Origin of the sequence: Methylobacterium sp. Leaf361 (assembly GCF_001424445.1) — a bacterium.
Taxonomy (GTDB): domain Bacteria; phylum Pseudomonadota; class Alphaproteobacteria; order Rhizobiales; family Beijerinckiaceae; genus Methylobacterium.
This window is the reverse complement of sequence record NZ_LMPY01000045.1, coordinates 15498-41168: the sequence shown is the minus strand read 5'-3', so window position 1 is coordinate 41168 and position 25671 is coordinate 15498. Positions and strand designations below refer to the sequence as shown.

Genomic DNA, 25671 nt, shown 5'->3' with positions numbered 1-25671 from the left:
CGGCGAGCACTATACGATATCCCCCTCCAAGCGGTTGCACGCGCCCTCAGACACCGAAAAACACAGCCGGTGGCGGATCGTGCGTCTCGGCGGCGCATCTCAGCCGCGTCGGGCGCGGCGGCTCAGCAGCATGCTGACCAGGGCGAAGACGGCAAGCATCGCGAGACCTGCAACCATCTTGGGCGTGACCAGGGCGCGCAGGGTCAGGGCCTGGTCGCAGCCGCCCGCCCCCGTCGCGAGGCAGGCGGTCCTGGCGGCCTCGTGGGCGGCGACGACGTCCTCGATGCCCGCGCCCGTGGTGGCGTACACGACCGCGCCCGGCAGCAGCCCCAGGAACGTCGCGAGCACGAAGACCCGCATCTTCACCCCGAAGGCGGCGGGCGCGAGGTTGGTCACCCAGAACGGGAACAGCGGCAGGAGGCGGAGCACCGCGATGTAGCCGAAGGCGTCGCGCCGGAAGCCCTCGGCCAGCCCGGCGAGGCGCGTGCCGCCCATGCGCCGCAGCAGGTCGGCGCCGGGCCCGCGGCCGATCGCGAACACGATGGCCGCCCCGGTCGTGGCCGCACAGACCGCGGTGAGCGCCCCCGGCACGATGCCGAACAGGAAGCCGCAGACCATCGTGAGGATCAGCGTGGCCGGTACCGACACGACGACGGCCCCGACATAGAGGCAGTAGGCCGCGACCAGCGCGCGGAGATACCCGGCCTCGACGAAGCCGCGCAGCCAGAGGCGGGACGCGAGCAGGCGGTCGAGGCTGAGGAGTTGCGCGGCTCCCGAGACCAGGACCACCGCCGACACCGTTAGGAGCAGCGCCAGCGGGAGCCAGCGCCGCAGGCGCTTCCAGCGCCCCTCGCGGTTCTCGACGCAGCCTTCGGCGACGGGGGCGTTGCCGGTCTCGCTCACCCGGGCTTGCGCATCCGCAGGATCTTGAAGAACCCGCCCGGGAAGGTCGGCTTCAATCCCAGGACCTCGACGCCGTTGCGCCGCGCCCAGGCCTCGATCCGCGTCGCCTTGAAGTCCGACGACCAGCCGATCTTCGTGCAGAGCGGTGCCACGACCTCCTCGACCCGGGCCAGAGGCCCGTCGCTCTGGCCGAAATGGTTGGCGAGCACGATGCCGCCGCCCGGGCGCACCACCCGCAGGAACTCCGACATCGCGGCTTCGGGGTCGGGCACCAGGGTGATCAGGAACTGGGCCACGACGGCGTCGAAGCTCGCGTCGGCGTAGCCGAGGTGGCAGACGTCCATCACTTGGAGGCCCTTCACGTGGGCCAGGTTCCGGCGCCGGACCTTGGCGCGGGCGCGCTTGAGCATGTCCTCGGAGAGGTCGACGCCGCAGACGAAGCTGGCCTTCGGATAGTAGCCCAGCGCCAGCCCGGTGCCGACGCCGGCCTCCAGGATCCGCGGCCCGTGCTCGGCCGCCGCCTCGACGGCGGCGCGGGCCGCGGGCTCGGTGAGCTTGTCGTAGACCACGTCGTAGACGGGGGCCCAGCGGGCATAGGCCTTGCGCATCAGGGCCGTGCTCGGCCCGGCCATCTGCGGCTCGCTCAGCATCGTTCGAAGGTTCCAGAGGTTGAGATCAGGCGGCCTCGCGGGGCCGGGCCGACAACGCGTCGACACGCCGGATGGTGCCGCCGCCCAGGACCCGGGCCCGGGGGCCGTCATCCGCGTAGATCGCGCAGGCCTGGCCCGGCGACACGCCGTCCTCGGGCTCGGCGAGCACGACCTCGGCCGCGCCGTCCGGCCCGACCGTCAGCGTCGCCGGGCGCGGCGGACGGGTCGAGCGCACGCGGACCGCCACCGGCAGGTCGCGCACGGCCGCCACCGGCCCCTCGCCGAGCCAGTTGAGGTCCGAGAGGCGGATCCGGGTCGTGGCCAGCGCCGTGCGCGGCCCGACCACAACGCGGGCCGAGTCCGGCTCCAGCCGCACGACGTAGAGCGGCTCGGGCCCGGACAGGCCGAGGCCCTTCCGCTGGCCCACCGTGTAATGCACGATCCCGTCGTGCCGGCCGAGGACGTGGCCGGCGAGGTCGACGATCTCGCCGGGTCGCGCCGCGTCGGGGCGCAGACGCGCGATCACGTCGCTGTAGCGGCCCTGCGGCACGAAGCAGATGTCCTGGCTGTCCGGCTTCTCGGCGAGGGACAGGCCGAGATCCTTCGCGAGCGCGCGGGTCTCGGTCTTCTCCATCTCGCCCAGGGGGAAGCGCAGGAAGTCCAGCTGCTCCGCCGTGGTCGCGTAGAGGAAGTAGCTCTGGTCACGGGCGGGATCGAGGGCGCGGTGGAGCGCGCGGCCGCCGCCCGGGAGCGCCCGGCTGGCCACGTAGTGGCCGGTGGCGAGCGCGTCGGCGTCGAGGTCGCGGGCGAGGCCCAGCAGGTCGCGGAACTTCACCGTGCGGTTGCACTCGACACAGGGGATCGGCGTCTCGCCCGCGAGGTAGCTCTCGGCGAACTTCTCGATGACTTCGTCGCGGAAGCGATCCTCGTAGTCGAGGACGTAGTGCGGGATGCCGAGATGCTCCGCCGCCGCCCGGGCGTCGTGGATGTCCTGGCCGGCGCAGCACGCGCCCTTGCGGTGGCTCACCGCGCCGTGGTCGTAGAGCTGGAGCGTGACGCCGACCACGTCGAAGCCCTGCCGCTTCAGCAGGCCCGCGACCACGGAGGAATCGACGCCGCCCGACATGGCGACGACGACGCGCGTCTCGTGGGGGGCTTTGGGAAGATCGAGGGCGTTCATCGCGAGGGTCCGCAGCCGCCGGCCCGGAAGCTCCCTGGCTGCACGGGCCGTCTATAGCGGGACTTCGCCCGGCTTTCCAGGGCGGCCGGACCGGACACTCGGCAGATCCTGCCGGGCGGGCGGCAGCTTCGATCAGGTCCGACCCGCGTGCTGCAAGCAGAGAACGAGCTTTTTCAGAGACTTATCCGGCCGGCACGGTGGCGCGCGCCTTGCTGCTGAGCGGCCCAGAGGAGTCCGGAATGGCGAGCGGCGCGGCGGATCGTTTGGATGTCACCACGTGGATTCCGTCCGCGCGGAACGCGCAGGCGCAGCGTTCGGGCTGGGAGGCCGCGGGCGTGGCGGCCCGCGCCGGCAATTCCGCGCAGGACCGCTTCGGCGCCGCCCTGAGCGCGGCCCAGGCCCGCGACGACGCCGCGACGGCGCGGGCCCGCGCCGCCGATCAGCGCGACATCGCCGCCTCGGCCCGCGCCCGTCAGGCCGACCTGCGCGATCAGGCCGACGCCGCGCGGCTGGCCGGCGACCGCGCCCGGGATGCGGCGCTTCAGACCGAGGCCCGGGTCGCGGACAAGAGGGTCAGCCTCGCCAAGCCGGCGGATGCGCCGGCCTCGGCCGCGCGGGCCGAGGGATCGCTCTCCGCCGCGGGCGCGCGCGCCGAGGCTCCGAAGGCGGGCGCGGCGCGCACCGCCGAGACCGGCCGGACGGGAGCCGCCGGGCAGCAGGATTCCGAGGCCGTCGCGGCCGGGCAGGATCCGGCCGCCGAGGCGGCCGGCACCGCAGGCCCCGAGGCCGACGCGGCGGTGCCGACGCAGAAGGCCGAGGCCCCCGCGCAACCCGCGGCCTCAGGGCCGTCCGCCTCCCTTCTGGCCCTCATCGCCGCGCTGTCCGAGGGGGGCGGCGCGACCGGGACGGTCAAGACCGAGGCCGAGGCTGAGACGGATGCGGGTACCGGCACGGCACCAGCGCAGGACGGCTCGGCGGCTCTCTCCGGAACCGGCGCAGCCGCGGGCCCTTCCGGCACGAACACTCAGGGCGGCGACCGCGCGGCCGGAACCGTCCCCAGCATCGCCGGGACCGCCACGGCGTCGGCAGGCGCCGGTCACGAACCCGGCAAAGTCGGGCCGGGCAGCGTCCCGGTCGACGGCCTGACGGCCGGCGGCGCGGCGGCCGCGACGTCCGATGCGGCGGCCCAGGATTTCCTCACCGCCCTGACCGACGTTGGCCAGGGCGCAGGTCCGCTTCAGACGCTGCCCGCGGCGGCGCAGGGTGGTCCGGCGCCGCCCGCGACATCCGGCCAGGTCGTGGACACGACGCGCGCCGCCCAGGAGACCGCCGCGCCGACGCAGACCGCGTCGCTCCAGACCGACCCACCCATCCCGATCGGCCAAGTGCCGATGACCATCGGCCTGAGGTCGCTGCGCGGATCCAACGAGTTCCAGATCCGGCTCGACCCGGCCGAGCTCGGGCGCATCGACGTCAAGCTGGAGATCGACAAGGCGCACGGCCGCGTCATGACCCACTTGGTGGTCGACCGGCCCGAGACCCTCGCGCTGCTCCAGCGCGACGCCGGCCAGCTGCAGCAGGCGCTGACCCAGGCCGGCTTCGATCCCTCGGCCGGCGGGATCAACCTGTCGCTGCGGGGCGACGGAAGCGCCCAGAGCGGCGGCAGCGGCGGTCAGCCGGGCGATTCCCCGCGCGGGGGCGGCACGGGCTGGTCGCGCGATCAGGCGGAAGCCCCGCACGAGGTCGCCCCGATCCGCGTCCTACGCGGCTACGGCGGCCTCGACATGAGGATCTAGGCGGTACGCGCGGCGCCCGCATCGCGGACCCACACAGACACGACGCGCATCCGGCCCCTGAGCCAGGACGCGGCACAGGAGAGATCAGCATGACGAGCGGCATATCGAGCCTGACGAGCACGACGAACACGACGGGCTCGTCCACGAGCAGCAGCGGCAACGCCACCGAGATCGCCAGCAACTTCACGCAGTTCCTGACGCTGCTGACCACGCAGCTCAAGAACCAGAACCCCCTCGACCCGATGGACACCAACCAGTTCACGCAGCAGTTGGTGCAGTTCGCCGGCGTCGAGCAGCAGCTCAAGACCAACGACCGCCTCGACAGCATCCTGAGCGCCTCGCAATCGGCGAGCTCGGCCTCGGCCACGAGCTACATCGGGAAGACCGTGTCGGCCGACGGCAGCGCCTCGCAGCTGTCCGGCGGCTCCGCCTCCTGGACGCTGAACCCGGCCCGGGCCGCCTCGAAGGCGGTGATCACGGTCCTGGACTCGAAGAGCAACGTCGTGGCCACGCAGACCACCGCGCTCAATGCCGGCAGCCAGACCTACACGTGGAACGGCAAGACCTCGGCCGGCCTGACCGCGCCCGACGGGAACTACTCGATCAAGGTGGCGGCCACGGATGCCACCGGCTCGAGCGTTTCGGTCGATACGAGCCTCACGGGCACGGTCGACGAGGTCGATCTCAGCGGAACGTCGCCGGTGCTGGTGATCGGTTCGCAGCGCGTGCCGCTGTCCAGCGTGCAGACCATCGGGTTGTCCACAAGTGGCACTTAACGAATCACATCCGAGTGACTCGCTTCAACATCTCTTAAGCGGGCACAAGTACCTTCAATGCTCGACAGGTCAGTCGAGTGTAGAGCGTATCATGACCGAACCGAGCCGCCCGAGAGTGAAGTACGTGATCGGGCCCGACGGCAGCCCCCTGACGATCGCGGACCTTCCGCCCCCGAGCACCCGTCGCTGGGTGATCCGGCGCAAGGCCGAGGTCGTGGCCGCGGTGCGCGGCGGTCTCCTCAGCCTGGAGGAGGCGTGCAAGCGCTACACGTTGACCACAGAGGAATTCCTCAGCTGGCAGTTCTCCATCGACCAGCACGGCCTCGCCGGCCTGCGGACGACCCGGATCCAGCACTACCGTCACTGATCCGCGGCGCCCGTGCCGGGCGCCCCTATCCCGGGACGCCGCCGGCGCTTCCGGGTCTCATCGAGGCCGCGGGTGCCGGACCCGGCGCGTCGGCGACTCTGGTCGAGGGACCCGCTTCGCGGCCCCGGACCGACGCGAAGGCCACCCGCCCGCAGCGACGACCTCAGACGGCGCCGAGGGGCTGGCCCGGTCGAATCCGAGGACTCACGAAGCCGCGTCCGGACCCCGGGCGCGGCTTCGGTCGTTCCGGCGCCCGCATCCGAGCCCGCGGGACGCCCCCGCATTAACGACCCGCTAACCACGACCTGGGCAATTTCTGCCGAGCGGGCCGCCGGGGTCCGCCAGCGTTAGAGTGCAGCGAATCCTCCCGTGAAGCCGGTTCTCGATCTCGTCACGAAGTTCGGACCGGCCCGAATCGCCGCCATGGCGGCGGTGACGCTGACGCTCATCGGCTTCTTCGCCTTCATCATCCTGCGGGTCTCGCGCCCCGACATGGGCGTGCTGTTCTCCGACCTGTCGATGCAGGACTCGGCCTCCGTGGTCCGGGAGCTGGACAGCCGCGGCATCCGCTACGAGACGCGGGGCGATGCCGGGCAGACGATCCTGGCCCCCCGCCCGGACCTCGCCAAGCTGCGCATGGACCTCGCCGGCAAGGGTCTGCCGACCCAGGGCGGCGTCGGCTACGAGATCTTCGACAAGGGCGACGCGTTCTCGTCCACCAACTTCGTTCAGAACGTGAACCACCTGCGTGCCCTGGAGGGCGAACTGGCGCGCTCGATCCGGGCGATCGGGCGGGTCCAGGCGGCCCGCGTCCATCTCGTGCTGCCGGAGCGCCGCCTGTTCGAGCGGGACCGGGAGAGCCCGAGCGCGGCGATCGTGCTGAAGCTGATGGGCGATCTCGATTCCGGGCAGGTCCGGGCGATCCGCCATCTCGTGGCCTCCGCGGTGGAGGGCCTCAAGCCCGAACGGATCTCGATCGTCGATGAGCGCGGCCGGCTTCTGGCCGACGGCGCCCGGGACGCCGCGGCCGACGTCGCCGGCGGGTTCGAGGACCGGCAGGTCGGCCTCGAACGGCGCCTGCGCGGCCAGATCGAGGACGTCGTCGCCGGAATCGTCGGCCCGGGCCGGGCCCGCGTCCAGGTCAACGCGGAACTGGACCTCAACCGGGTCGAGAGCCGCTCCGAGACCTTCGATCCCGAGAGCCGGGTCGTGCGCTCCGCCCAGACCCGCACCGAATCGGCGGTCACCGGCAATGCTGAGGGACAGGTCAGCGTCGGCAACGAGTTGCCCGGCGCCAATGGCGGCGACAAGACGCCGACGCCCAAGGACGCGACCAACAAGAACGAGGAAACCACCAACTACGAGATCTCGCGGGTCACCAAGACCGAGATCGCCGAGAGCGGCCGGATCAAGCGCCTGTCGGTCGCCGTGGTGCTCGACGGCGTCTACGCCACCGCCCCCGACGGCAAGCAGACCTACAGCCCGCGCACGCCCGCCGAGGTCGAGAGGATCACCGCGCTGGTGCGCGGCGCCGTCGGCTTCGACAAGGCCCGCGGCGACCAGATCGAGGTGGTGAACCTGCGCTTCGCGGAGGCGCCGAGCGTGCCGCAATTCACCGAGCCCACGCTGATCCAGTCGCTGCTCGCCCCCACCAAGGAGGACGTGCTGCGCATGGCCGAGCTCGCCGTCCTGGCGCTGCTGACGCTCATCGTCCTGCTCACGGTGGTCCGCCCCCTGGTGCGCCAAGTGCTCGCGCCGGTCCCGGATGCCCCGGTCCTGACGGCGTCCGGAATGGCGCTCCCCGGCGACGCCGCCGCGGTCGCGGGTCCGGGCCAGACCGTGACGGTCATCGACCGCGACAACCCGACCGCGCGGCTGATGGAGTTCGCCAAGATCAACGGCCAGGTCCAGGCCGAGACGGTCCAGCGCGTGGTCGACATGGTCCGGGCGAGCCCGTCCGAGACCGTCGAGGTGCTGCGCACCTGGATCCAGGAAGAGTGAAGCGTAGGGCGTCGAGGGCAACACGATGGCGGCAGGTGCGGCACTGGGTCTGGCGAACACGCTGGCGACGGCGGGCGGCGATTCGTTCGCGTCGATGCCCGGTCCGCAGCGCGCCGCCGCGCTCCTGCTGATGCTCGGGGAGGAGGAAGGCGCCCCGATCTGGCAGATGCTCGAGGAGGAGGAGATCAAGAAGGTCAGCGCCGCCATGGTCCAGCTCGGCACGCTGGAGGCGCAGACCGTCGAGAAGCTCATCATCGAGTTCGTGACCAAGCTCGGCAACAGCGGCGGCATCTCGTCGAACTTCGAGCGGACCGAGGCGCTGCTCCTCAAAATCTTCCCCAGCGATCAGGTCTCGCTGATCATGGCGGAGATCAAGGGCGCGTCGGGCAAGCGCGTCTGGGCCTCGATCGCCCAGGTCGACCCGGAGATCCTCGCGTCGTTCCTGCGCAACGAGTACCCGCAGACGGTGGCGGTGGTGCTGTCGCGGGTGCGCGCCGACTACGCGGCCAAGGTGCTCACCATCCTGCCGGAGGACTTCGCCATCGACGTCCTCAACCGGATGCTGCGCATGGAGACGGTGCAGAAGGAGGCGCTGCGCCACATCGAGGAGACGCTGCGGGTCGAGTTCGTGTCGACCATCGCCCAGACCCAGCGCCGCGACGCCCACGAGATGATGGCCGACGTGTTCAACGCCTTCGACCGGCAGACGGAGGGCCGCTTCCTCGCCGCCCTCGACCAGGCGAACCGCGGCTCGGCCAAGCGGATCCGCGAGCTGATGTTCACCTTCGAGGACCTGCTGAAACTCGATCCGGGCAGCGTCCAGACCTTGCTGCGCAGCATCGACAACGAGACCCTGTGCCGCGCGCTCAAGGGCGCCAACGAGCCGACCCGCGGCTTCTTCCTGAGGCAGATGTCGACCCGCGCGGCCAAGAATCTCACGGACGAGATGGCCTCGCTCGGGCCGGTCCGCCTCAAGGAGGTGGATGAGGCGCAGGCCAAGATGACCGAGATCGCCAAGGACCTCGCCGAGAAGGGCGAGATCATGATCGCCAAGAATAGCGCCGAGGAGGAGCTGGTCTATTGAGCGCCCAATCCGCCCGGAGCGCGAAGCCGTTCCTGTTCGAGACCGACTTCCGCAGCGGCCGCCCCAGCGCCGAGGCCCTGCGCGCCGCCGAGACCGCGGCCCGCTCCGAGGCCGAGGCCCATGCCCGCGGCATGCAGGAGGGCCGGGTCCAGGCCGAGGCGCAGGTCCAGGGCCGGCTCGCCGACGCCATGACCCGCCTGGCGCTCGCCGCCGCGGGCCTGATCGCCCAGGCCGACGCGCGCGACGCCGAGCGCGAGGCGCAGGCGGTCGAGGTGGCGATGCTGATCGCCCGCAAGGTCGCGGGCGACGCCCTCGACGCCGCCCCGCTCGCCGGCATCGGCGAGGCGGCCCGGACGGCGCTCCAGCACCTGCGCGGCGTGCCGCACTTGGTGGTGCGGGTGCACGACGGCTTGGTCGAGGAGGCCGAGACCCTGGTGAAGCGCCTCGCGCGCGAGCGCGGCTACGAGGGCCGGCTCGTGGTGCTGGGCGACCCCGACATGGCGGCGGGCGACGCCCGCATCGAGTGGGCGGACGGCGGCATCGTTCGGGAGCGCGCCCGCATCGAGGCGGCGGTGCTCGACGCCCTCGGCCTGCCGACGGGCCCGTGAGGAGATCCTAATGTCCGACGATTTCAGCCTGCCCCAGCTCGGCGAGCACGACACCGACTACGCCGCGGGCTCGATCCGCGACGCGCCCACCACCCCGAAGACCGCGGCCGACCTGGAGCAGCTCTTCGACGTGCCCGTGATGGTCTCGGCGGTACTCGGCTCCGCCCGGATGCCGATCGGCGACCTGCTCCGGCTCGCGCCCGGCGCGGTGCTCGAACTCGACCGGAAGGTCGGCGAGGCGATCGACGTGTTCGTCAACAACCGGCTGGTGGCCCGCGGCGAGGTCGTCCTCGTCGAGGACCGGCTCGGCGTGACGATGACCGAGATCGTCAAGGGTGAGTGATTTTCAGCCGCGGACGCCGGTGTGCTGTCCGCGCGCGGGTTTTGAGAGGGACGAACCATGCGGCTCCTGATGATCGGGCGGCTCAACGGCGAGCTGATCACCGCCTCGAAGATCGCGATGCAGCGCGGCGCCGCCGTCACGCAGGCCGACGCCGTGCCGCAGGGCCTCACCGTCCTGCGCGCGCGGGGCGCCGATCTCATCATGATCGACGTGGGTCTGCCGATCCGCGACCTCGTCACCGCGCTGGAGGGAGAGCGGATCCGCACGCCGGTGGTCGCCTGCGGCGTCTCGGCGGACGCCTCGGCCGCCGTGGCGGCGATCCGGGCGGGCGCCAAGGAGTACATCCCACTCCCGCCCGATCCCGAGATGATCGCGGCGGTGCTGGAAGCGGTCGCCACCGACCGCGCCGCCTTCGTCTGGCGCGACCCGTCCATGGAGCGGGTGGTCAAGCTCGCCGAGCAGGTCGCCCGCTCCGAGGCCTCGGTGCTGATCACCGGCGAGAGCGGCACCGGCAAGGAGGTGCTGGCCCGGCATGTCCACCAGAAGTCCAACCGGGCGGGCAAGCCCTTCGTCTCGGTGAACTGCGCGGCGATCCCCGAGGCCCTGCTCGAATCCGAGCTGTTCGGCCACGAGAAGGGCGCGTTCACCGGCGCGGTCGCCCGGCGCATCGGCCGGTTCGAGGAGGCCAACGGCGGCACGCTGCTCCTCGACGAGATCTCCGAGATGGACGTGCGCCTGCAGGCGAAGCTGCTGCGCGCCCTGCAGGAGCGGGTCATTGACCGGGTCGGCGGGACCGCCCCGGTACGGGTCGACATCCGCGTGCTCGCCACCTCGAACCGCAACCTCGCCGAGGAGGTCCGCAAGGGCACGTTCCGGGAGGACCTGCTCTACCGGCTCAACGTCGTCGGCCTGCGGCTCCCGCCGCTGCGCGAGCGCCCGGCCGACATCCTCGAACTCGCCACCCACTTCGCCCGGAAATACGCCGCGGTGAACGGGATGCCGGTCCGCCCGCTCTCCGCGGAGGCCCGGGCGCTCGTGCTGCGGAACCCGTGGCGCGGCAACGTGCGCGAGTTGGAGAACACCCTGCACCGGGCGGTGCTGCTCGCCTCGGGCGACGCGATCGGTCCGGAGGCGATCCTGTCGCCCGAGGGCGAGACCTTCGCGGTCGAGGGGCCGGCCGCGCGCGCCGCCCAGGTCGCCGAGGCCGCCACCCGCGGGCTGGTGGGCCGGACCGTGGCGCAGGTCGAGTGCGACCTGATCCTCGACACGCTGGACCACTGCCTCGGTAACCGGACCCACGCGGCCAAGATCCTCGGCATCTCGATCCGGACCCTGCGCAACAAGCTCAACGAGTACGTGTCGGCGGGCCTCGACGTGGCCGAGCCCGGCAGCGTCCGGGCGAGCGTCGCCTGCGGCTGACGCGCATCCACGCAGCGGCCCCGGCGCGGACGCGCCGGGCGACGGCGAACGTCACGGATGTGAAGGGCCGGGCGTACCCGTGCCGTGACGGAGGCGGACCGGCAGTGACGCCCTAGCGCCGCCCGCTCTGGGCCGCCTTGTGGGCCTCGGCCTGGGCCGCGAAGGCCGCGTCGAGCTTGCGCAGGGATTCGTAGCGGGCGACGTCGCCCTCGACGTCGCGGATCGTCTCCTCGACGAGGTGGCGCTGGAGGGCGACCCGCGGGTCGTCCGGCGGGAACGCCTCCCGCTCCTGCAGCCGGAGCACGGCCTGTCGCACGACCGTGTAGACCGCCTCGCGCTCCTCACGGGTCATCGACGGCTGGATCGCCTTCGCGACGAGATCGGAGAAATCCGACATGGACCGTTAGACTTCGCTCATCCAGGTGCGCCCGGTTGGCCGGGCCGCCTCCCTCTACAGATCGCGCGGCCCGGGATCCAGATCCCGGGAGCCGCGGATGCCGCTACATCCTCTGGTCGCGGATGCCGGCGATCAGCAGCGCGGACGAGCTCCAGATCACCAGGAAGCAGAAGAACGACACCAGGAGGGAGTGGCCCCGCTCGGGATAGAGGCTGTCGGTCGGCAGGACCGGCGGCACGAACGTGGCCAGGAAGATGTGCTGCTTGCTCGCCGAGATGCGCGCCCGGTCGAGCAGGCTGTGGGCCGATTCCTCCAGCTTCTCGGCGATGGTCCGCTCGACCAGCAGGCCCTCATACTGGAGCAGCGCCTCGGTCATGTTCTGGCCGCCGGCGGCGGCGTTGGCGCTCGTCAGCTCGTCCTGGAGCGACTTCATCTGCTGGTCGATGGCCGCGATGTTGGCCACCAGCGTCTGGATCGAGCGCGAGCGCTCGTCGAGGCTGGAGCCGCGCAGGACCTGCAGGTCGTTCTCGGCCTTGAGCTTGTCCTTCCGCAGTAGGGTCAGCGTGGTCAGCGTGCCCTCGGCGGTCTTGATCGGATCGATCACACCCCACTGATTGCGGAATGCCTGCAGCGCCACGTGCGCCTTGCGCAGCCGGTCCTGGGCGACCTTCGCGTCGGCCTCGGCCTGGGCGACCATGTCGGCCTGGGCGCGCTTGGAGATGTCGTTGATCAGCGCCTCGGAGCGCGACACCACCGCCTGGGCGATGGTCAGGGCGTCCTCCGGCGTGAAGGCGCGCACGGACAGGCGGATCACGCCCGAGATCGAGTCGATATGCGCCTCGACGTGCTTGCGCCAGTATTTGGTCAGGTCCTCGATCGGATCACTGGGGTCGAAGCGGGCCCAGAAATCCGCCTCGGACCGCGAGAACATCTTGGAGATGCCGATACTCTTCTCGAGCGCCTCGACCAGCGTCTGGCTGTTGATGTAGTCGCGGACGATGAAGCTGTCCTGGCTGTTGTGCTTCTGGATGAGGTTCGTGTACTGGCCGAGCGAGATGTTCTCCATCGGCTCGACGTTGCCGCGGACCGCGAACTGGGCTTCCGCAACGTACTGATTGGACGCGAACGCGAACAGGTACAGGCCGACCACCAGGGTCGGCAGGAGCACGAACAGGCCGACGCGGCGGATGATCCGCGCGCCGTAGGTCGAGGTGTCCTCCTCGCGGGGACGCAAGCCCGGCAGACGGCTCCAGTCGAGGCGCTGCCGCACGGTCGCCACGAGGGCCCGGGCGGTCCGCTTCTCCGGCACCGGCCGGATCGTCTCCGCGCTGCGCCGCAGCTCCGTCATGGTCGGAGCGGCGAACGTCACGATCTCGCCTTCGCGCGTGTCGTCCTTGACGTCGTCGAAGCTCATCCGCTCTTTGTTCCTGGGTCTGCGCCGGTTCCGCTGCCGCGGCGCCGGCCGAGGGGCGGCCCGTGCGCGGTTACCGGAATCCCGTTCTTTTAGGCCCTTTTTATGGCGCCCAGCCCGCCCGCCGCCCGGCTGCTGCACCGCGGCGACGGGCGCCGTAGCCCGGGGCCGGTATCGCGTCCTACAGTCTCTGAATGATGACAGAACCGCGTGCCGCGGCCCCGGATGGCTCCCCTGATGGCTGCCCGAGCGGCCGCACGGCCAAGACCAAACTCTCCGAGATCGTCGTCGTCTGCTCGAAATGCGCGAAGCGGCAGGGCCTGCGCGGGCGGGACCTCCGCGCGCTGCTGAAGAAGGCCGGGAAGCGGGCCGCCCGCGACGGCGGCGGACGCCGGCGGAAGTTGTGCATCGTGGAATCGGGCTGCCTCGGCCCCTGTCCGAAGCGCGCCGTGGCGGTCGCGACCGGCGCGAGCCTAGCAGAGGGCCGGGTCGTCCTGCTCGATCCCGCCGCCGGGCCCGCCGAGGCGCTCGCCGCGGTGCTCAATCCCGTCCTGCCACGTCGCAGGGTCCCCGAATTCGGCCCCAATACCGCTCTAGCGGCGATACCACCCGACGAATCGCCGCCGGTCCGCTGACCGGCACAACTTGGAGCGCGCTCTTGCCCGCCTCTCGACGCGAGGCCCGCACACCGTGACCGGCGACCCTGTTTCCCGGAAGCGGCGGGCGGCCCACGCCGTGCTGCGTCGCCTGCCGCTGTTCGGCACCCTGATCGGCCTCGGCCTCGCCGTCTGGCTCGTGGCGACCAACGATCTCGCCGCGGTGGCCGCGGCCTTCGGACGGATCGGCGTGGCGGGCTTCGCCGGCGTCACGCTGGTGCGGATCGTGGTGATCCTGCTCTGCGGCCTCGCCTGGGCGCGCATTCTCGACGGGCTGGCGCCCGCGACGGCTTCGGCCTGCATGATCCTGCGTTTCGTCCGCGAAGGCATCAACGTGCTGCTGCCCGTGGCCTCGGTGGGCGGCGACGTGCTGGGCGCCCGCCTCCTCACCTTCTGGGGCGTCGCCGGCTCCCTGGCGGCCGCCTCCGTGCTGGCCGACATGCTGTTTCAGGTGGGAACGCTCGCCCTGTTCGCGGGCCTCGGCGCCGGCCTCCTGAGCCGGGTCGAGGGCGCCGAGGCGGCCGCCCTCGCCAGCTGGACGCTGCGGACGCTCGTCGTGGCCGGGTTGGCGGTGGCGGCCTTCTTCGCCTTCCAGCGGACCGGCATCGTGCGAGTGCTCGAGGATCGCCTCGCCGCCCTCGGCCGGCGCTTCGTGCGCGACGCCGAGGCGCGCCCCGAGCCGAACCGCCGGATCCAGGGCGCCCTCGACACGGTCTGGGCTCCGGGCCGCCGGGGACACCTCGCTCAATCGTTCGCGCTCCACGCCCTGGCCTGGCTGCTCGGCACGGTCGAGGTCGCGGTCGTCCTCGCCTGCATCGGCGTGGACCATGTCGGCTGGGCCGACATTCTGGTGATCGAGGCGCTGAGCCAGGCGATCAAGGCCGCCGCCTTCGTGGTCCCGAGCGGCCTCGGCGTCCAGGAGGGCGGACTGGTGCTGGTCTGCGGCCTGTTCGGCATCGACGCGGGGACCGCCCTCGCCCTGTCGCTCGCGCGCCGCGTGCCCGACGTGGTGCTCGGCCTGCCGGCCCTCCTCGTCTGGCAGAATCTCGAGGCCCGCCGCGCCGGCGTTCGCCCGGCCACACCCACCTGCGACCGTCCGTGACCCGAGACCTTCCCGTGCCGACACGCCCGATGCGCCAGGTCCCGAATCTGCGCCTGCCGCCGGTCGCGCTCGCCGCACTGGTCGCGCTGGCCGGCGGAGTGCTTGCCGCCGGTCCGGCCCTCGCGCAGAGCGTCACCCTCGATCTCGGTGCCGGCGGCACCACCGAGCGCGCCCTCCAGCTCGTGGCGCTGATCACCGTCCTGGCGGTGGCCCCCTCGGTGCTGGTGATGGCCACGGCCTTCACCCGCATCGTCGTCGTGCTGTCGATCCTGCGGTCGGCGCTGGGCACCCAGACGGCGCCGCCGACAGCGGTGCTCGTCAGCCTCGCGCTGTTCCTGACCGCCTTCGTGATGGCCCCGACCGGCCGCGCCGCCTACAGCGCCGGTATCGAGCCGCTGATCGCCGGCCGGATCACGCAGGCGCAGGCGTTCGAGCGCGCCTCGGCGCCGTTCAAGACCTTCATGCTCCGCAACGTCCGCGAGAAGGACCTGAAGCTGTTCCTCGACCTCGCCAAGGTGCCGACGCCGAAGGGCCCCGAGGATGTCGGCCTGGAGATCGTCACGCCGGCCTTCATGATCTCGGAGCTGCGCCGCGCCTTCGAGATCGGCTTCCTGCTGTTCATCCCGTTCCTGATCATCGACCTCGTGGTCGCCTCGGTGCTGATGGCGGTCGGCATGATGATGGTCCCGCCGGCCACGGTCGCGCTGCCGTTCAAGCTGATCTTCTTCGTGCTGGTCGACGGCTGGACCCTGGTGGCCGGCTCCCTGGTCCAGAGCTACGGCGGCTGACGGCGGCCGTGCCGGGCCGTCAGCCGGCGCGGGACGTCGCGTCGACGATCCGGACCGCCGCGAAGCCCTCCGCGCGCGACGGCGGCTCGAACAGACGGTCGACGGAGCGGATGCTCTCTTCGGGAACCTGTCGGTCGGCGGCGCGCCGCCGGTTCCCCTCGAGGGCGACCGCGAGCGGCGCGCGGATCCAGATCGCCTCCGCGGCGACGCCGCAGGCTCGCGCGATGGCGAGGATCGGCGCACGGTGCCGCCGGCCGGGCAAGGCGGCGTCGAAGTAGACGCGGCCGAGCCGGGGCCGCTGCCGGGCGATCCAGGTCGATTTGCCGGCCCCCTGCAGCCCGCACACGACCATGAGCCGCTCGACCGAGTCCGCGGCGAGCGCCGCGCGCAGCGCCGCGAGGGCCAGCCGCCACGCCTCGGCGTTCCGTTCGGGCGTCCAGACGCGGCCGCGCTCGGTATCGAGGAAGGCGTCCGGGTCGACGACGACCGCCGCGCTCACCCGGGCGGCGCACCGGGTGTCCCGGCGCTGCTCTGCTGCTGTCCGCCCTGGGCACCGGCGGCGGGCGCCTCGCCGCCCGCACCCGGCGCCTCGGGTCGACCGCGCGCGGGCGCGGCGGCATCCGGATAGCGCTTGCGATACTCGGCGAGGAAGGCCGACAGCGTCTGGACCTTCGTGGCGCGCGCCGCGATGTCCCGGAAGCCCGGTGCCCGGGTCGGGTCGGTGCCGGTCAGGAGCGCGAAGGTGCGGGCGTCCGGGCTCGCCGCCATCCCCTCAGAGAATTTCGCCTTCAGCCGCTCCAGGCCCACGGCCTCGTGCGCGAGATCGTAGGCGATCGCGGCGCGCACGATGTCGGCGCGCGCCTGATCGTCCAGCGGCTGGCCGGACTGCCACGTATCGCCCAGCAGGGCCTCGTGGGCCTCCCCGGCCTCGCGCCAGCGGCGCGCGCCCCAGTAAATGTCGGCGCGAAGACGCTCGATATCCGGACCGCTCTCGTCCTCGATCGTTTCCAGCGCGAGGTCGGTGCGGGTCAGGTCCGACAGGGCCCTGGCGCGGACCAGCCCGCGGGCGCGCTTGAGTTCGCCCGGAAGCTCGGGCAGCTCGGTGGCGTCGAGGACCTTCAGGGCCTCCATCGGCTTGTCGTCCATCAGCCGGACCGTCGCGAGCCGCGCCGCCACCGCGGATCGCGCCGGGCCGGTGAGGCGGTTGTCGATCTGGTACTGCAGCAGGTCGGCGGCCGAATCGAGGAGGTCGAGGGTCACGAGGCGGTCGGCCAGACGGCGCACCACCTCGTCGCCGCGCCGCCCGATCGGGCTCAGCTCACGGAAATCGAAGAAGAGCGACACGGCCTCGATCCCGGAGAGCTTGTTGCCCTTGTCGGTGAGGTAGAGGTTCTCGAAGGCCGTCTGCGCGTCCCGCGCCAGCGCCGCGGTCGCTGGGGCGTTCGGCGCGAAGACGTTGGCCCGGCGCACCACCGTGAAAGCGTCGCGCCACCGGCCGGCGGCGAGATAGAGGCGGGCGAGACCGGCGGTGATGCCGTCCTCGACCGGGCCCCCGTGCCAGGTCAGGGCGAGCCGCTCCAGCCGCTCGATGGCGGCATCGGGCGCGAGCTTGCCGGAGGCCTGCGCCAGGAGCGCGCCCCTCAGCGCGGCCTCGACCGACACCGGGCGGACGGCCGAGCCGTCGAGGCGCGCGTAGGCGTCCAGGGCCGCCTCGGTCTGGCCGGTCGCCTCGGCCAAGCGGGCGCGGACCATCGCCAGCCGGTCACGGATCCAGGGCGGCAGGTCGCGCTCGGCCTCGGCGCGCGCGGCAGCGGTCTCGGCATCGCCGTTCTCGATCGCCGATTCGGCGGCCCGGGCCCGGATCGTCTGCGCGACGTCCGCGGGATAGCCGTCGGCCAGCGGCAGCACCTTGAGGAAGCCCGTTTCCGCCGTCTTCCAGTCGCCGGCCCCGGCCGAGGCCATCGCGCGCCACAACGCGGCCTCGCGATCGTCGCTCAGGAGCGGGACGCTGAGGGCCTTCAGCGCCTCCGCGCTCCGGCCGATCCGGACCAGGGCGATGCCCCGCAGGACGGCGGTATCGCGCTGGATGGCCAGGAGCGGATCGTCGGCGGCCGCGATCTCCAGTGCGGTGAGGCCCTCGTAATCGAGGCCGTTGGCGAGATTCGCGCGGGCCAGCGCCAAGCGGGCCGGACCGCGCTCGGTCGGCGTCGCCGCGACGGCCGCGTCGAAGAGTCCGCGCAGGGTCGCACGGACATTCCCCATCCTGGCGCGCTCCCAGGGCTCCTTCGCGATCGCGAGGGCCCCCGCGTCGACGAGCGCCACGTCCGGCTTGCGCGCCGCCATGGACGCGGCGAGCCCGCCCTCGCGGCCGATCGAGACGCCGTCGAGTTCGGGCCGCACCGCCAGATCGTCGGCGCCGGCGAGCACCGCGAGGCCGTGCCGGCTCGGCAGGATCTCGAAATCGACGAAGCGACGGTTCTTCGGATTGCCGACGGGGCGCTGCGCGGCCGACGTGACCACCGCGATCCGCTCATCGTCGAGGGCGAGCCACGTTGCCGATCCGGGATGCGGCAGCGTCAGGGTGACGGCGATGCGGCCGGACGGATCGGGCTTGCGGACGGGATCGATCGTGTCGCTCGGACTGAGCGCACTGCCCGCCGAGAGTTCCCAGGCCACGCCGGTCCCGGTGGTGACGGCGTTGAGATCGACGAGCCGACCCGGCGGAACCGGGAACCGCACGACCGTGAGCGGCCCCGTCCGGGCGGGTGCGCCCATCGGCGCGAGGCCCTGGCTCGCCGGCGGGAGGACCACCGGCTCGGCGGTCTCGAAGGCCAGCGTCGCGATCCCGCCGCGCTCGAACAGGACCGCCGGCGGGAGGGTCTGAAACGGGAAGAGCAAGCCGCCGCCGGCCCGGCGCGTCGGCGGCGGGTCGGGGGGGCGCGGCGCGACAGCCGGCGCAGTGACTGGCGCACTGGCCTGGGCCGGGCGCGACGCGACCGGCAGCGGCGGCGCCTGCTTCGCGGCGGCGGGACCCGGCACGTCGACGGCGGTCGCGGCCGGCTCCAGAGGCTTGGGGCGGACCACGTCCACGTACATGGCGCCGTCCTCGCGCTCGGTGCCGATCCTGAACCCGTCCTCGGGCGTGATCAGCAGACTCGCCGAGTTCGCGTCGGTCTCCGTCGCCAGCTTGGCGATTCCGGGGCGCGGACGGCCGCGGGTGCCGCTCGGATCGATCGTCCAGGCGCCGATCACCCGCACGCGCGTCACGGGTCCCTCGGCGGTCACCGTGGAGACGGCCTCCGCGGGGAGGCGCAGCGACAGCCGCGTCAGGGTCGGAAGCAGCGCGAGCTCGAGCGACAGCGCCCGGCGCACCGGCTCCGGCGTGCGCGCCCTGAGCGCCTCCTCGGCCGCCCGGGCCCGGCGGGCGAGGTCGGCAATCACCTCGGCCGGCAGGGGCGGCATGAGGCCGGACCACCCCTCCGGAAGCAGGTCCACGAACACGCGCTCGCCGGCCGACTGGACGTTGGCCCGGTAAGGGCGCTGCAGGGCGAGGCGGAGCCCCGTGCCGTCGGGATCGCGGCGGACGCTGGCGATGAAGGCCGGCATCTCGTCCGTGAGGTGCTCGGGCCCGGGCGCCACCCGCTCGCCGTAGCTCAGGAGCAGGACGCCGCCGGCGAGCTTCGCCTTGACCGCGACCGGCTTGTCGAAGGTGAGCACGATCCGGCCGTAGCCGCCGGCCCCGGTGCCGACCTCGCTGCCCTTGGTGCTGACGAGCCGCGCGGCCAGCGCGGGCGCGATCCCTGCCAGAAGGGCGAGCAGCGCCAGCGCCGCGGTCAGCACCCGCGCGCCGCGTCCTCGACCGTTCCGGGGTCGCCCGCCCACCGATCCCATCGCCTCGCCGATCCGAACCCGGCGCGCGGCACCCGAGGGACCGCGGCGCGCGGCGCCACTTCTCGGCGGGATCCTGCTCGACCGCGGCTAACGCTGGCTTAACCGTAACCGGAAAAGGCCGCGGGCCGCCGCGCGGCTCAGCCGCCGAGGGCGACGGCGCGATCGAAGGCCTGCGAGAAGCCCGTCAGGGGCACCGTGACGGTGGCCGGCTCGGTCCCGCCCGCCTTCTCGCCGGTCACGGTGAGGGCCTTGGCGGTGCGCATGCCGTCGAGGGCGAGCGTCGGGAAGCTGATCGCCACGATGCAGCCCTCGGCGCTGCAGGTCGTGTAGGGGGCGCCCTTGCCGAGGGTCTGCTCGTCGAGCTTGAAGGTCACGCCCGGCTCGATAGCGAGCCCGAAGGGCATCAGCACAATCCCCTCGGCCCGGCCGTTCGCGGGCGTCTGCAGTTCGAAGCCGAACTTGCGCCGGCCGGTCCGCGAATCGCCCTGGGACTGGGCCACGATGCAGGTGACCTTGTCGCTCGGGCGCGTGCAGGTCATCGTCCAGTCGCCGTAGCTCTCGCTGACGGTGCTGGCGCCGGCGGGCCACACGGCGTGCGCCGCAGCGGCCGCCGGCGTCGCGGCCTCCTCGGGCTTCGCCGCCTCGGTAGGCTTGGCCGCCTTGTGGGGAGCCGGCTTCGGCCGCGGCTTGGGCTTCGGCTTCGCGGGCGCCTCGGCGGCCGGAGCGGCGTCGGGTTCGGCATCCTGCGCGCGCGCCGCCAGGTTCGGGACCGCCGCAAGCGACGTCGCGATCAGGCTGAGACGCAGAAGCGCACGAAATGTCGACATGGAATCACGATCCCCCGGAGAGCCATTGGGCGGCAGTGCCGCCTAATGCCCAAGCCGGGGCGACGCAATCGCCGGAGGCGGCGCCGGTGGGTTGCGCGCGTCTCAGAGAGGATTCGGGCCACCGATCGAGCGCGCGAGCGCGCAGCGGCGGGCGAAGGCACTCTCCGCGCCGACGCGCAGCGTGCGGGCGACCGCGAAGACGAGGGTCAGGAAGCCGGGATCGCGATCGGCGGTCTCGACGGCAGGGCCGGGGATCCGGGCGGTGATGAGCGCGAGCATGACGGACTCCAGGTGCGAGGTCCCGGGCGTTTTTAAGCTCCCCAACTTTCTGCGGCCCTCTGCGCGACCTTGCTGCATTGCAATATGAGGCCCGCGTCCCGAGCTTGCCACTGAGCAGATGATAGGGGACGCATGCGCTGGATTCATACTTCGCGCGACGTTTCGGTGAGGGCTCGTTAACGAAGGGTAATGGGCGCGCGGTTGACCGGCGACAGGCAAGCCGCCATTGAGCGCGTTTCCGGCGACTCGGGCCCTGGACCGCACCGGCACCGCTCCGGCGGCGCGGGCCTGTCGCCGCACTGTCACACGCGCGCCATAACCCGCCCGCGAGCAGATGAGCGGACGCGCCCGGCGTCCGCCAGACGAGGATATCCCGCATGACCGACCAGCCGACCCATCACCCGATCCATGGCCGGATCACCGGCCCCATCGTGATGATCGGCTTCGGCTCGATCGGCCGCGGCACCCTGCCGCTCATCGAGCGCCACTTCGAGTACGACCGCGCCCGCTTCACCGTGATCGACCCGGTCGACACGCATCGGTCCCTCGCCGAGAAGCACGGACTGCGCTTCGAGAAGGTGGCCCTGACGCCGGAGAACTACCGCGACGTGCTCACCCCGCTCCTCACCGAGGGCGGCGGCCAGGGCTTCTGCGTCAACCTGTCGGTCGACACCTCCTCGCGCGCCATCATGGAGCTCTGCCGCGAGCTCGGCGCCCTCTACATCGACACCGTGGCCGAGCCCTGGCCGGGCTTCTACTTCGACAAGACCAAGAGCCAGGGCGAGCGCACCAACTACGCGCTCCGCGAGAACATCCTCGACGCCCGCGCGCAGAAGCCCGGCGGCACCACGGCCGTGTCATGCTGCGGCGCCAATCCCGGCATGGTCTCGTGGTTCGTCAAGCAGGCGCTCCTGAACATCGCCCAGGATACCGGCCTGCAGCGGCCCGAGCCGAAGACCAAGGCCGAGTGGGCCGCCCTGATGAAGGATCTGGGCGTGAAGGGCGTCCACATCGCCGAGCGGGACACGCAGCGCGCCAAGAATCCGAAGCCGCGGGGCGTCTTCGTGAACACGTGGTCGGTCGAGGGCTTCGTCTCCGAGGGCAACCAGCCGGCCGAGCTGGGCTGGGGGACGCACGAGACCTGGAAGCCCGCCAACGCCCGCGAGCAGGAGAAGGGGTCGCGCTGCGCGATCTACCTGCTGCAGCCGGGCGCCGACACGCGGGTGCGCACCTGGGTGCCGACCGCCGGGTCGCAGTTCGGCTTCCTCGTCACCCACAACGAGGCGATCTCCATCTCCGACTACTACACGGTGCGCGAGGGCGATAAGCCGGTCTTCCGGCCGACCTGCCACTACGCCTACCACCCGGCCGACGACGCCGTGCTGTCGCTCCATGAGATGTTCGGCAAGGCGGCCCAGGTGCAGGAGCAGCACCACATCCTCGACGAGACCGAGATCGTCGACGGCATCGACGAGCTCGGCGTGCTCGTCTACGGCCACAAGAAGAACGCCTACTGGTACGGCTCGCAGCTCTCCATCGAGGAGACCCGCCGGGTCGCCCCCTACCAGAACGCCACCGGCCTGCAGGTGACCTCGGCGGTGCTCGCCGGCATGGTCTGGGCCCTGGAGAATCCGGAGGCCGGCATCGTCGAGGCCGACGAGATGGACTTCCGCCGCTGCCTGGAGGTCCAGACCCCGTATCTCGGCCCGGTCGTGGGCGTGTACACGGACTGGACGCCGCTCACCGACCGCCCGGGCCTGTTCCCGGAGGACATCGACACCAGCGATCCCTGGCAGTTCCGCAACGTGCTGGTGCACGGCTGAGGCTTCCGCCGCGCCCCGTCAGTCGGGGCGCGGATCCGCGCCGGATCGGCGGCGCCGTCCTGAACGCACGAAGGGGCCTCCGAGATGCGACGATCTCGGAGGCCCCTTTCGTAAGGCCCCCGCCCGGCTCCGCGGCCTATGCCCGGGATGACACCGGCCCCGACAGTTTCAGCCGGCTCGGCTACTCGGCCTGCCGCCGCGTCACGAGGGTGCGGCCCGGCTCGACTTCGTTCTTGTCCTGATACAGCGGCACGATCGCGCGCAGCCAGCCGCGAACCTCGCGGCCGCCGTAATTGCGCTCGACCACGTCGTGCGTGAGGTAGGCCTGCAGGTTCACGGGCCCGAAATTGTAGCCGACGAGACCGCCCACCGCGATCTGGCCCTGCGGACGGTAGCTCGCCACGCCGGTGGGAAGGTCCGTCGACCCGAAGGCCACCGCGCCGATCTGCCAGGAGCCGAATTTCTTCGTCATGGTCAGGTCGAGGTTCATGTAGTCCGGATAGAGGGTGCCGCTGGGCGAGCGCGTGTCGAGGAAGACGCCGTAGAGCAGGTTCGCCGTGAGGTTCCAGCCCTGGCCGGTGTAGCTCAGCGCGAAGCGGTGGGTCAGCGAGGCCGACTGCGTCAGGAACCGCGTCTGGATCGGCAGGTAGCCGCCGAACAGGTAGCTGAAGCCGACGTCGCCGCCGAGGTCCCAGGCGAGCTGGGCCGCCAGCAGCTGCTGCCCGACGCCGCTCTGATAGGGTGCCCCCTGGCTGCTCGCCGCCGCGACCGGCTGGGTGAAGAAGAACTGCAGGCGCGCACCCGCGACATCCCAGGGCGTCGCCCACGCGAAGGTCGGCAGGTTGACGTTGGTCGACGAGTCGCGCGGGAGCGTGCCGCGCACGCCGAAGCTCGACAGGTTCACGAAATACAGGCCGACCGGCAGCTGGTCGCCCACCGGCAGGCCGACCGTCTGTCCCGGCTGCGCCGCGGACGCCGCCCGCGCGGTCGTGGCCGTCGACGCGGCGGCGATCGGGGCCGAGACGGCAAGAGCCGCCGCCGCGACCCAACGTGACGTCAGGCTAAATCCGGCCATGAAAACCCCGAACCTGAGCCCCGTCATTCGGGGCCGATCAGGGTTTGACGGGCGTTCACTCCGACAGCATCCCGCCGTTACGGCCAAGCCGTGCGCGATCGCACGGCGTCGACAGACCGTTCTCTTGGCGAGGGGACTAAATCACCGCTCCTCGACTTCGACGACGAAGTCGCCGCGGTAGGTCGTGCCCTCCACCGGGTTCGAGATCCAGCGGCAACGGCCGATCCGCAGGTCGTGGCCGGCGTGGAAATGCCCGGAGATCCACAGCTCCGGCCGCTCGGCCTCCGCGAGGTCGTCGAGTGCCGTGCTGGCGTAGAAGGCCGGCACCCACCAGGGGACGCCGGGCGCGTCCCGGAAGCGGTCGGCCGCGAGCGGGCTCGCCGGGTGATGGGTCACCACCACGGTCGGTCCGTCGTGCGGGGTCCGGAGCGCCGCGTGCAGGGCCGCCCGCTCGATCCGGTGTTCCGCCATCGCGTCCGCCGGCAGCCAGGGGCTGCCGGCGGCCTTGCGGATCGAGCCGCGATATTCCCGGGAGCCCGTCACCGGGTCGGTCATGCGCGACGCCGCGTAGGCCACCGGATCGTCGGGCCGGTTCGGCGCGTCCGGTGCGAGCCAGCGCCCCGCGAGGGTCCAGTCGCTCCACAGGGTGGTGCCGACGAAGCGGACACCGTCGATGACGCAGCTCCGCGCGTGCTGGAGCAGATGAATCCGCGCGCCGAGCCCGTTGAGGCGACCGACCTCGGCCTCGAGGGCGGCGATCAGCTCCGGCGCGGTCCGCCGGTCCCCGGTCGGCGCGTAGCGCTCGTGGTTGCCCGGCACCAGCACGATCGGCCGTCCCTGCGCGAGGTGCAGCAGCGCCGCGAGCCCCCGCTCGGGATGTCCCTCGTGGAGGTCGCCTGGGCAGGCGAGCAGGTCGAACGGCTCCGCGGGCGGCGCGATCCGGTCGAGGGAACGCCGCTCCAGGTGCAGGTCCGAGATGGGGAAGATGCGCATAATGGTCGCTGCCGTGTCGCCGCTCGGGACCGCTACCGCGCGGCTCTGCGCTCGGCCGCGGCTGCCTTGAGGATGTCGGCGGCCGAGTCGGCGTTGAGGATCGCGATCCCGGCCGCCACGACGAGGTCGGGCCAGGGGGACGGGTGGAGGGCCGTCACCAGGCCGGCGGCGATGATCGCCAGGTTGGCGACGGCGTCGTTGCGCGCCGAGAGGTAGGCCGCCCGGGTCAGGCTGCCCGAGCCGGAGCGGTGCCGGGCGAGCATGAGCGCGCAGGTGAGGTTCACGGCGAGCGCCCCGAGCCCCGCGAGGGTCAGGGGCAGTGCCGCGGGGGCGGTGAAATCGGCGATCTTGCCGTAGGCCGCCCAGGCCCCCGCCAGCGCCGGCAGGAGCAGGATCCCCGCCATGGCGGTGCCGAGCCGGGCGCGGTTGCGCGCGCTCCAGCCGAGGCCCGCGAAGATCAGCAGGTTGATCGCCGCGTCCTCGAGGAAATCGAGGCTGTCGGCGATCAGCGCCACCGAGCCGATGGCGAGCGCCACCGCGATCTCGATGCCGAAATAGCCGAGGTTGAGCGCCGCCACGCGGGCGACGATCGGGCGGAGGGCGGGCGGCGCGGGCCGGGGCGCATCATCGGCGATCACGGGACGCCTCTTCGCCGACGCGCGCGGCGCTGTCGAGCGGCCGTTGAGAAAAGCCTGTCCGCGGCTCAAGAAAGTTCGACGCCGTTACGCCTTTGTCCGGGTGGATTCGCCGCCTGGATCGTGCGACGCCGTTGCCGGAGCCGGCTGCACGAGACGAATGACCGGCCGGAACCGGAGGTCTGCCGCGTCATGCTGCCCGAACTGCGCGTGCTCTATTTCGAGGATCTCGAGGTCGGCCTGTCGGAGACCCTCTCGAAGACCATCGCCTCCTCGGACGTGGTGGGCTTCGCCGAGATCACCGGCGACCGCAACCCGATCCACCTGTCCGAGCACTTCGCCGCGCGCACGCCGTTCGGCACCCGCATCGCCCACGGCCTCTACACGGCCGGGCTGATCTCGGCGGTGCTCGGCACCCGCCTGCCGGGGCCCGGCGCCGTCTACATCTCCCAGACCCTGAACTTTCGCGCCCCGGTGCGGATCGGCGACGTCGTCGACGTCACCGTGACGGTGGCCGAACTCATGCCCGAGCGGCGGCGCGCGCGCCTCGCCTGCAAGTGCTCGGTGGGCGGTGAGACGGTCCTCGACGGCGAGGCCCTGGTGAAGGTGCCGACCAAGGCCGAGGCCGACCCGCTGGCGAACCGCTCCGACCGGTCCCAGGGCTGAG

Annotated in this window: 25 protein-coding genes; 13 read left to right on the top strand and 12 right to left on the bottom strand. The window is 72.2% G+C overall.

What is annotated here, in order from left to right; all coding sequences use genetic code 11:
* Window positions 1-99 precede the first annotated feature (99 nt).
* Genes ASG32_RS23935 through mnmA form a run of 3 tightly spaced genes read right to left on the bottom strand, consistent with a single transcriptional unit; the run spans window position 100 to window position 2733 of the window.
* On the bottom strand, window positions 100-903 hold the full coding sequence (locus ASG32_RS23935; RefSeq protein ID WP_056531446.1) for a TVP38/TMEM64 family protein: 804 nt from the start codon (window positions 901-903) through the stop codon (window positions 100-102).
* On the bottom strand, window positions 900-1553 hold the full coding sequence (locus ASG32_RS23930; RefSeq protein WP_056531444.1) for a class I SAM-dependent methyltransferase: 654 nt from the start codon (window positions 1551-1553) through the stop codon (window positions 900-902). The genes ASG32_RS23935 and ASG32_RS23930 overlap by 4 nt, the downstream gene beginning before the upstream one ends.
* 25 nt (window positions 1554-1578) lie before the next feature.
* Window positions 1579-2733, bottom strand: a complete 1155-nt coding sequence (mnmA, locus tag ASG32_RS23925) for a tRNA 2-thiouridine(34) synthase MnmA (protein ID WP_056531442.1) — start codon at window positions 2731-2733, stop codon at window positions 1579-1581.
* Between the two features lie 239 nt (window positions 2734-2972).
* On the opposite strand from mnmA, the gene ASG32_RS23920 reads away from it, so the two are divergent.
* The 8 genes from ASG32_RS23920 to ASG32_RS23885 all read left to right on the top strand — a co-directional run bounded on the left by ASG32_RS23920 (window position 2973) and on the right by ASG32_RS23885 (window position 11127).
* Complete coding sequence (locus tag ASG32_RS23920) at window positions 2973-4529, top strand: flagellar hook-length control protein FliK (RefSeq protein WP_056531440.1); 1557 nt, start codon at window positions 2973-2975, stop codon at window positions 4527-4529.
* Window positions 4530-4618: 89 nt separating this feature from the next.
* On the top strand, window positions 4619-5305 hold the full coding sequence (locus tag ASG32_RS23915; protein WP_020090831.1) for a flagellar hook capping FlgD N-terminal domain-containing protein: 687 nt from the start codon (window positions 4619-4621) through the stop codon (window positions 5303-5305).
* A gap of 91 nt (window positions 5306-5396) precedes the next feature.
* Complete coding sequence (locus tag ASG32_RS23910) at window positions 5397-5672, top strand: DUF1153 domain-containing protein (protein WP_007569077.1); 276 nt, start codon at window positions 5397-5399, stop codon at window positions 5670-5672.
* Window positions 5673-6041: 369 nt separating this feature from the next.
* Window positions 6042-7673 (top strand): flagellar basal-body MS-ring/collar protein FliF, encoded by a 1632-nt coding sequence (gene fliF / locus ASG32_RS23905; RefSeq protein ID WP_056531438.1) that lies wholly within the window; start codon window positions 6042-6044, stop codon window positions 7671-7673.
* Window positions 7674-7698: 25 nt separating this feature from the next.
* Window positions 7699-8757, top strand: a complete 1059-nt coding sequence (gene fliG, locus ASG32_RS23900) for a flagellar motor switch protein FliG (protein ID WP_020090834.1) — start codon at window positions 7699-7701, stop codon at window positions 8755-8757.
* Window positions 8754-9365, top strand: a complete 612-nt coding sequence (locus ASG32_RS23895) for a FliH/SctL family protein (RefSeq protein WP_020090835.1) — start codon at window positions 8754-8756, stop codon at window positions 9363-9365. The genes fliG and ASG32_RS23895 overlap by 4 nt, the downstream gene beginning before the upstream one ends.
* 10 nt (window positions 9366-9375) lie before the next feature.
* Complete coding sequence (gene fliN / locus ASG32_RS23890) at window positions 9376-9708, top strand: flagellar motor switch protein FliN (RefSeq protein WP_012321962.1); 333 nt, start codon at window positions 9376-9378, stop codon at window positions 9706-9708.
* 57 nt (window positions 9709-9765) lie between these two features.
* The gene (locus ASG32_RS23885; RefSeq protein ID WP_020090836.1) at window positions 9766-11127 is read left to right on the top strand and encodes a sigma-54 dependent transcriptional regulator; all 1362 of its coding nucleotides are present in this window, start codon (window positions 9766-9768) and stop codon (window positions 11125-11127) included.
* Window positions 11128-11239: 112 nt separating this feature from the next.
* On the opposite strand, the gene ASG32_RS23880 is transcribed toward ASG32_RS23885, so the two are convergent.
* Complete coding sequence (locus tag ASG32_RS23880; RefSeq protein ID WP_020090837.1) at window positions 11240-11524, bottom strand: hypothetical protein; 285 nt, start codon at window positions 11522-11524, stop codon at window positions 11240-11242.
* Between the two features lie 103 nt (window positions 11525-11627).
* Window positions 11628-12938, bottom strand: coding sequence for a capsule polysaccharide transporter (locus ASG32_RS23875; protein ID WP_020090838.1), 1311 nt, complete (start codon window positions 12936-12938; stop codon window positions 11628-11630).
* 191 nt (window positions 12939-13129) lie between these two features.
* Here ASG32_RS23875 and ASG32_RS23870 point away from each other — a divergent pair, with 191 nt between their 5' ends.
* The 3 genes from ASG32_RS23870 to fliP are packed head-to-tail and all read left to right on the top strand — an operon-like array spanning window position 13130 to window position 15481.
* Window positions 13130-13570, top strand: a complete 441-nt coding sequence (locus ASG32_RS23870) for a hypothetical protein (protein ID WP_056531436.1) — start codon at window positions 13130-13132, stop codon at window positions 13568-13570.
* 55 nt (window positions 13571-13625) lie between these two features.
* Window positions 13626-14693 (top strand): lysylphosphatidylglycerol synthase domain-containing protein, encoded by a 1068-nt coding sequence (locus ASG32_RS23865; RefSeq protein WP_056531434.1) that lies wholly within the window; start codon window positions 13626-13628, stop codon window positions 14691-14693.
* Between the two features lie 29 nt (window positions 14694-14722).
* Window positions 14723-15481: a flagellar type III secretion system pore protein FliP gene (gene fliP, locus ASG32_RS23860; RefSeq protein WP_020090841.1), complete on the top strand. Its 759-nt coding sequence runs from the start codon at window positions 14723-14725 to the stop codon at window positions 15479-15481.
* Window positions 15482-15500: 19 nt separating this feature from the next.
* Here fliP and ASG32_RS23855 read toward each other — a convergent pair whose 3' ends face one another.
* From ASG32_RS23855 to ASG32_RS34595, 4 genes are all read right to left on the bottom strand, one after another.
* A complete protein-coding gene (locus ASG32_RS23855) occupies window positions 15501-15980 on the bottom strand; it encodes an AAA family ATPase (protein ID WP_056531432.1) in 480 nt (159 codons plus the stop codon).
* Window positions 15977-19321 (bottom strand): hypothetical protein, encoded by a 3345-nt coding sequence (locus ASG32_RS23850; RefSeq protein ID WP_244492161.1) that lies wholly within the window; start codon window positions 19319-19321, stop codon window positions 15977-15979. The genes ASG32_RS23855 and ASG32_RS23850 overlap by 4 nt, the downstream gene beginning before the upstream one ends.
* Before the next feature lie 188 nt (window positions 19322-19509).
* Entirely contained in the window at window positions 19510-20199 is a 690-nt protein-coding gene (locus tag ASG32_RS23845) for an invasion associated locus B family protein (protein ID WP_056531428.1), read from the bottom strand.
* Window positions 20200-20301: 102 nt separating this feature from the next.
* Window positions 20302-20478, bottom strand: coding sequence for a hypothetical protein (locus tag ASG32_RS34595; RefSeq protein ID WP_020090845.1), 177 nt, complete (start codon window positions 20476-20478; stop codon window positions 20302-20304).
* Between the two features lie 377 nt (window positions 20479-20855).
* Here ASG32_RS34595 and ASG32_RS23840 point away from each other — a divergent pair, with 377 nt between their 5' ends.
* Entirely contained in the window at window positions 20856-22301 is a 1446-nt protein-coding gene (locus ASG32_RS23840) for a saccharopine dehydrogenase NADP-binding domain-containing protein (protein ID WP_056531426.1), read from the top strand.
* A gap of 181 nt (window positions 22302-22482) precedes the next feature.
* Here ASG32_RS23840 and ASG32_RS23835 read toward each other — a convergent pair whose 3' ends face one another.
* From ASG32_RS23835 to ASG32_RS23825, 3 genes are all read right to left on the bottom strand, one after another.
* Window positions 22483-23376 carry a transporter gene (locus ASG32_RS23835; RefSeq protein WP_020090847.1) on the bottom strand — a complete coding sequence of 298 codons (894 nt, stop codon included), beginning with the start codon at window positions 23374-23376 and terminating at the stop codon, window positions 22483-22485.
* 141 nt (window positions 23377-23517) lie between these two features.
* The gene (locus ASG32_RS23830; protein ID WP_199866157.1) at window positions 23518-24369 is read right to left on the bottom strand and encodes a metallophosphoesterase; all 852 of its coding nucleotides are present in this window, start codon (window positions 24367-24369) and stop codon (window positions 23518-23520) included.
* Window positions 24370-24401: 32 nt separating this feature from the next.
* On the bottom strand, window positions 24402-25007 hold the full coding sequence (locus ASG32_RS23825; protein ID WP_056531423.1) for a cation transporter: 606 nt from the start codon (window positions 25005-25007) through the stop codon (window positions 24402-24404).
* Between the two features lie 189 nt (window positions 25008-25196).
* Between ASG32_RS23825 and croR the strand changes: the two genes are divergently transcribed.
* A complete protein-coding gene (gene croR, locus ASG32_RS23820; RefSeq protein WP_020090850.1) occupies window positions 25197-25670 on the top strand; it encodes a 3-hydroxybutyryl-CoA dehydratase in 474 nt (157 codons plus the stop codon).
* Window position 25671 lies beyond the last annotated feature (1 nt).

Coding starts and splice junctions, on each gene's coding strand:
- ASG32_RS23930 (WP_056531444.1), bottom strand. CDS start 1,553: ATGCTGAGCGAGCCGCAGATGGCCGGGCCGAGCACGGCCCTGATGCGC.
- mnmA (WP_056531442.1), bottom strand. CDS start 2,733: ATGAACGCCCTCGATCTTCCCAAAGCCCCCCACGAGACGCGCGTCGTC.
- ASG32_RS23920 (WP_056531440.1), top strand. CDS start 2,973: ATGGCGAGCGGCGCGGCGGATCGTTTGGATGTCACCACGTGGATTCCG.
- ASG32_RS23915 (WP_020090831.1), top strand. CDS start 4,619: ATGACGAGCGGCATATCGAGCCTGACGAGCACGACGAACACGACGGGC.
- ASG32_RS23910 (WP_007569077.1), top strand. CDS start 5,397: ATGACCGAACCGAGCCGCCCGAGAGTGAAGTACGTGATCGGGCCCGAC.
- fliG (WP_020090834.1), top strand. CDS start 7,699: ATGGCGGCAGGTGCGGCACTGGGTCTGGCGAACACGCTGGCGACGGCG.
- fliN (WP_012321962.1), top strand. CDS start 9,376: ATGTCCGACGATTTCAGCCTGCCCCAGCTCGGCGAGCACGACACCGAC.
- ASG32_RS23885 (WP_020090836.1), top strand. CDS start 9,766: ATGCGGCTCCTGATGATCGGGCGGCTCAACGGCGAGCTGATCACCGCC.
- ASG32_RS23880 (WP_020090837.1), bottom strand. CDS start 11,524: ATGTCGGATTTCTCCGATCTCGTCGCGAAGGCGATCCAGCCGTCGATG.
- ASG32_RS23875 (WP_020090838.1), bottom strand. CDS start 12,938: ATGAGCTTCGACGACGTCAAGGACGACACGCGCGAAGGCGAGATCGTG.
- ASG32_RS23870 (WP_056531436.1), top strand. CDS start 13,130: ATGATGACAGAACCGCGTGCCGCGGCCCCGGATGGCTCCCCTGATGGC.
- fliP (WP_020090841.1), top strand. CDS start 14,723: ATGCGCCAGGTCCCGAATCTGCGCCTGCCGCCGGTCGCGCTCGCCGCA.
- ASG32_RS23845 (WP_056531428.1), bottom strand. CDS start 20,199: ATGTCGACATTTCGTGCGCTTCTGCGTCTCAGCCTGATCGCGACGTCG.
- ASG32_RS34595 (WP_020090845.1), bottom strand. CDS start 20,478: ATGCTCGCGCTCATCACCGCCCGGATCCCCGGCCCTGCCGTCGAGACC.
- ASG32_RS23840 (WP_056531426.1), top strand. CDS start 20,856: ATGACCGACCAGCCGACCCATCACCCGATCCATGGCCGGATCACCGGC.
- ASG32_RS23835 (WP_020090847.1), bottom strand. CDS start 23,376: ATGGCCGGATTTAGCCTGACGTCACGTTGGGTCGCGGCGGCGGCTCTT.
- ASG32_RS23830 (WP_199866157.1), bottom strand. CDS start 24,369: ATGCGCATCTTCCCCATCTCGGACCTGCACCTGGAGCGGCGTTCCCTC.
- croR (WP_020090850.1), top strand. CDS start 25,197: ATGCTGCCCGAACTGCGCGTGCTCTATTTCGAGGATCTCGAGGTCGGC.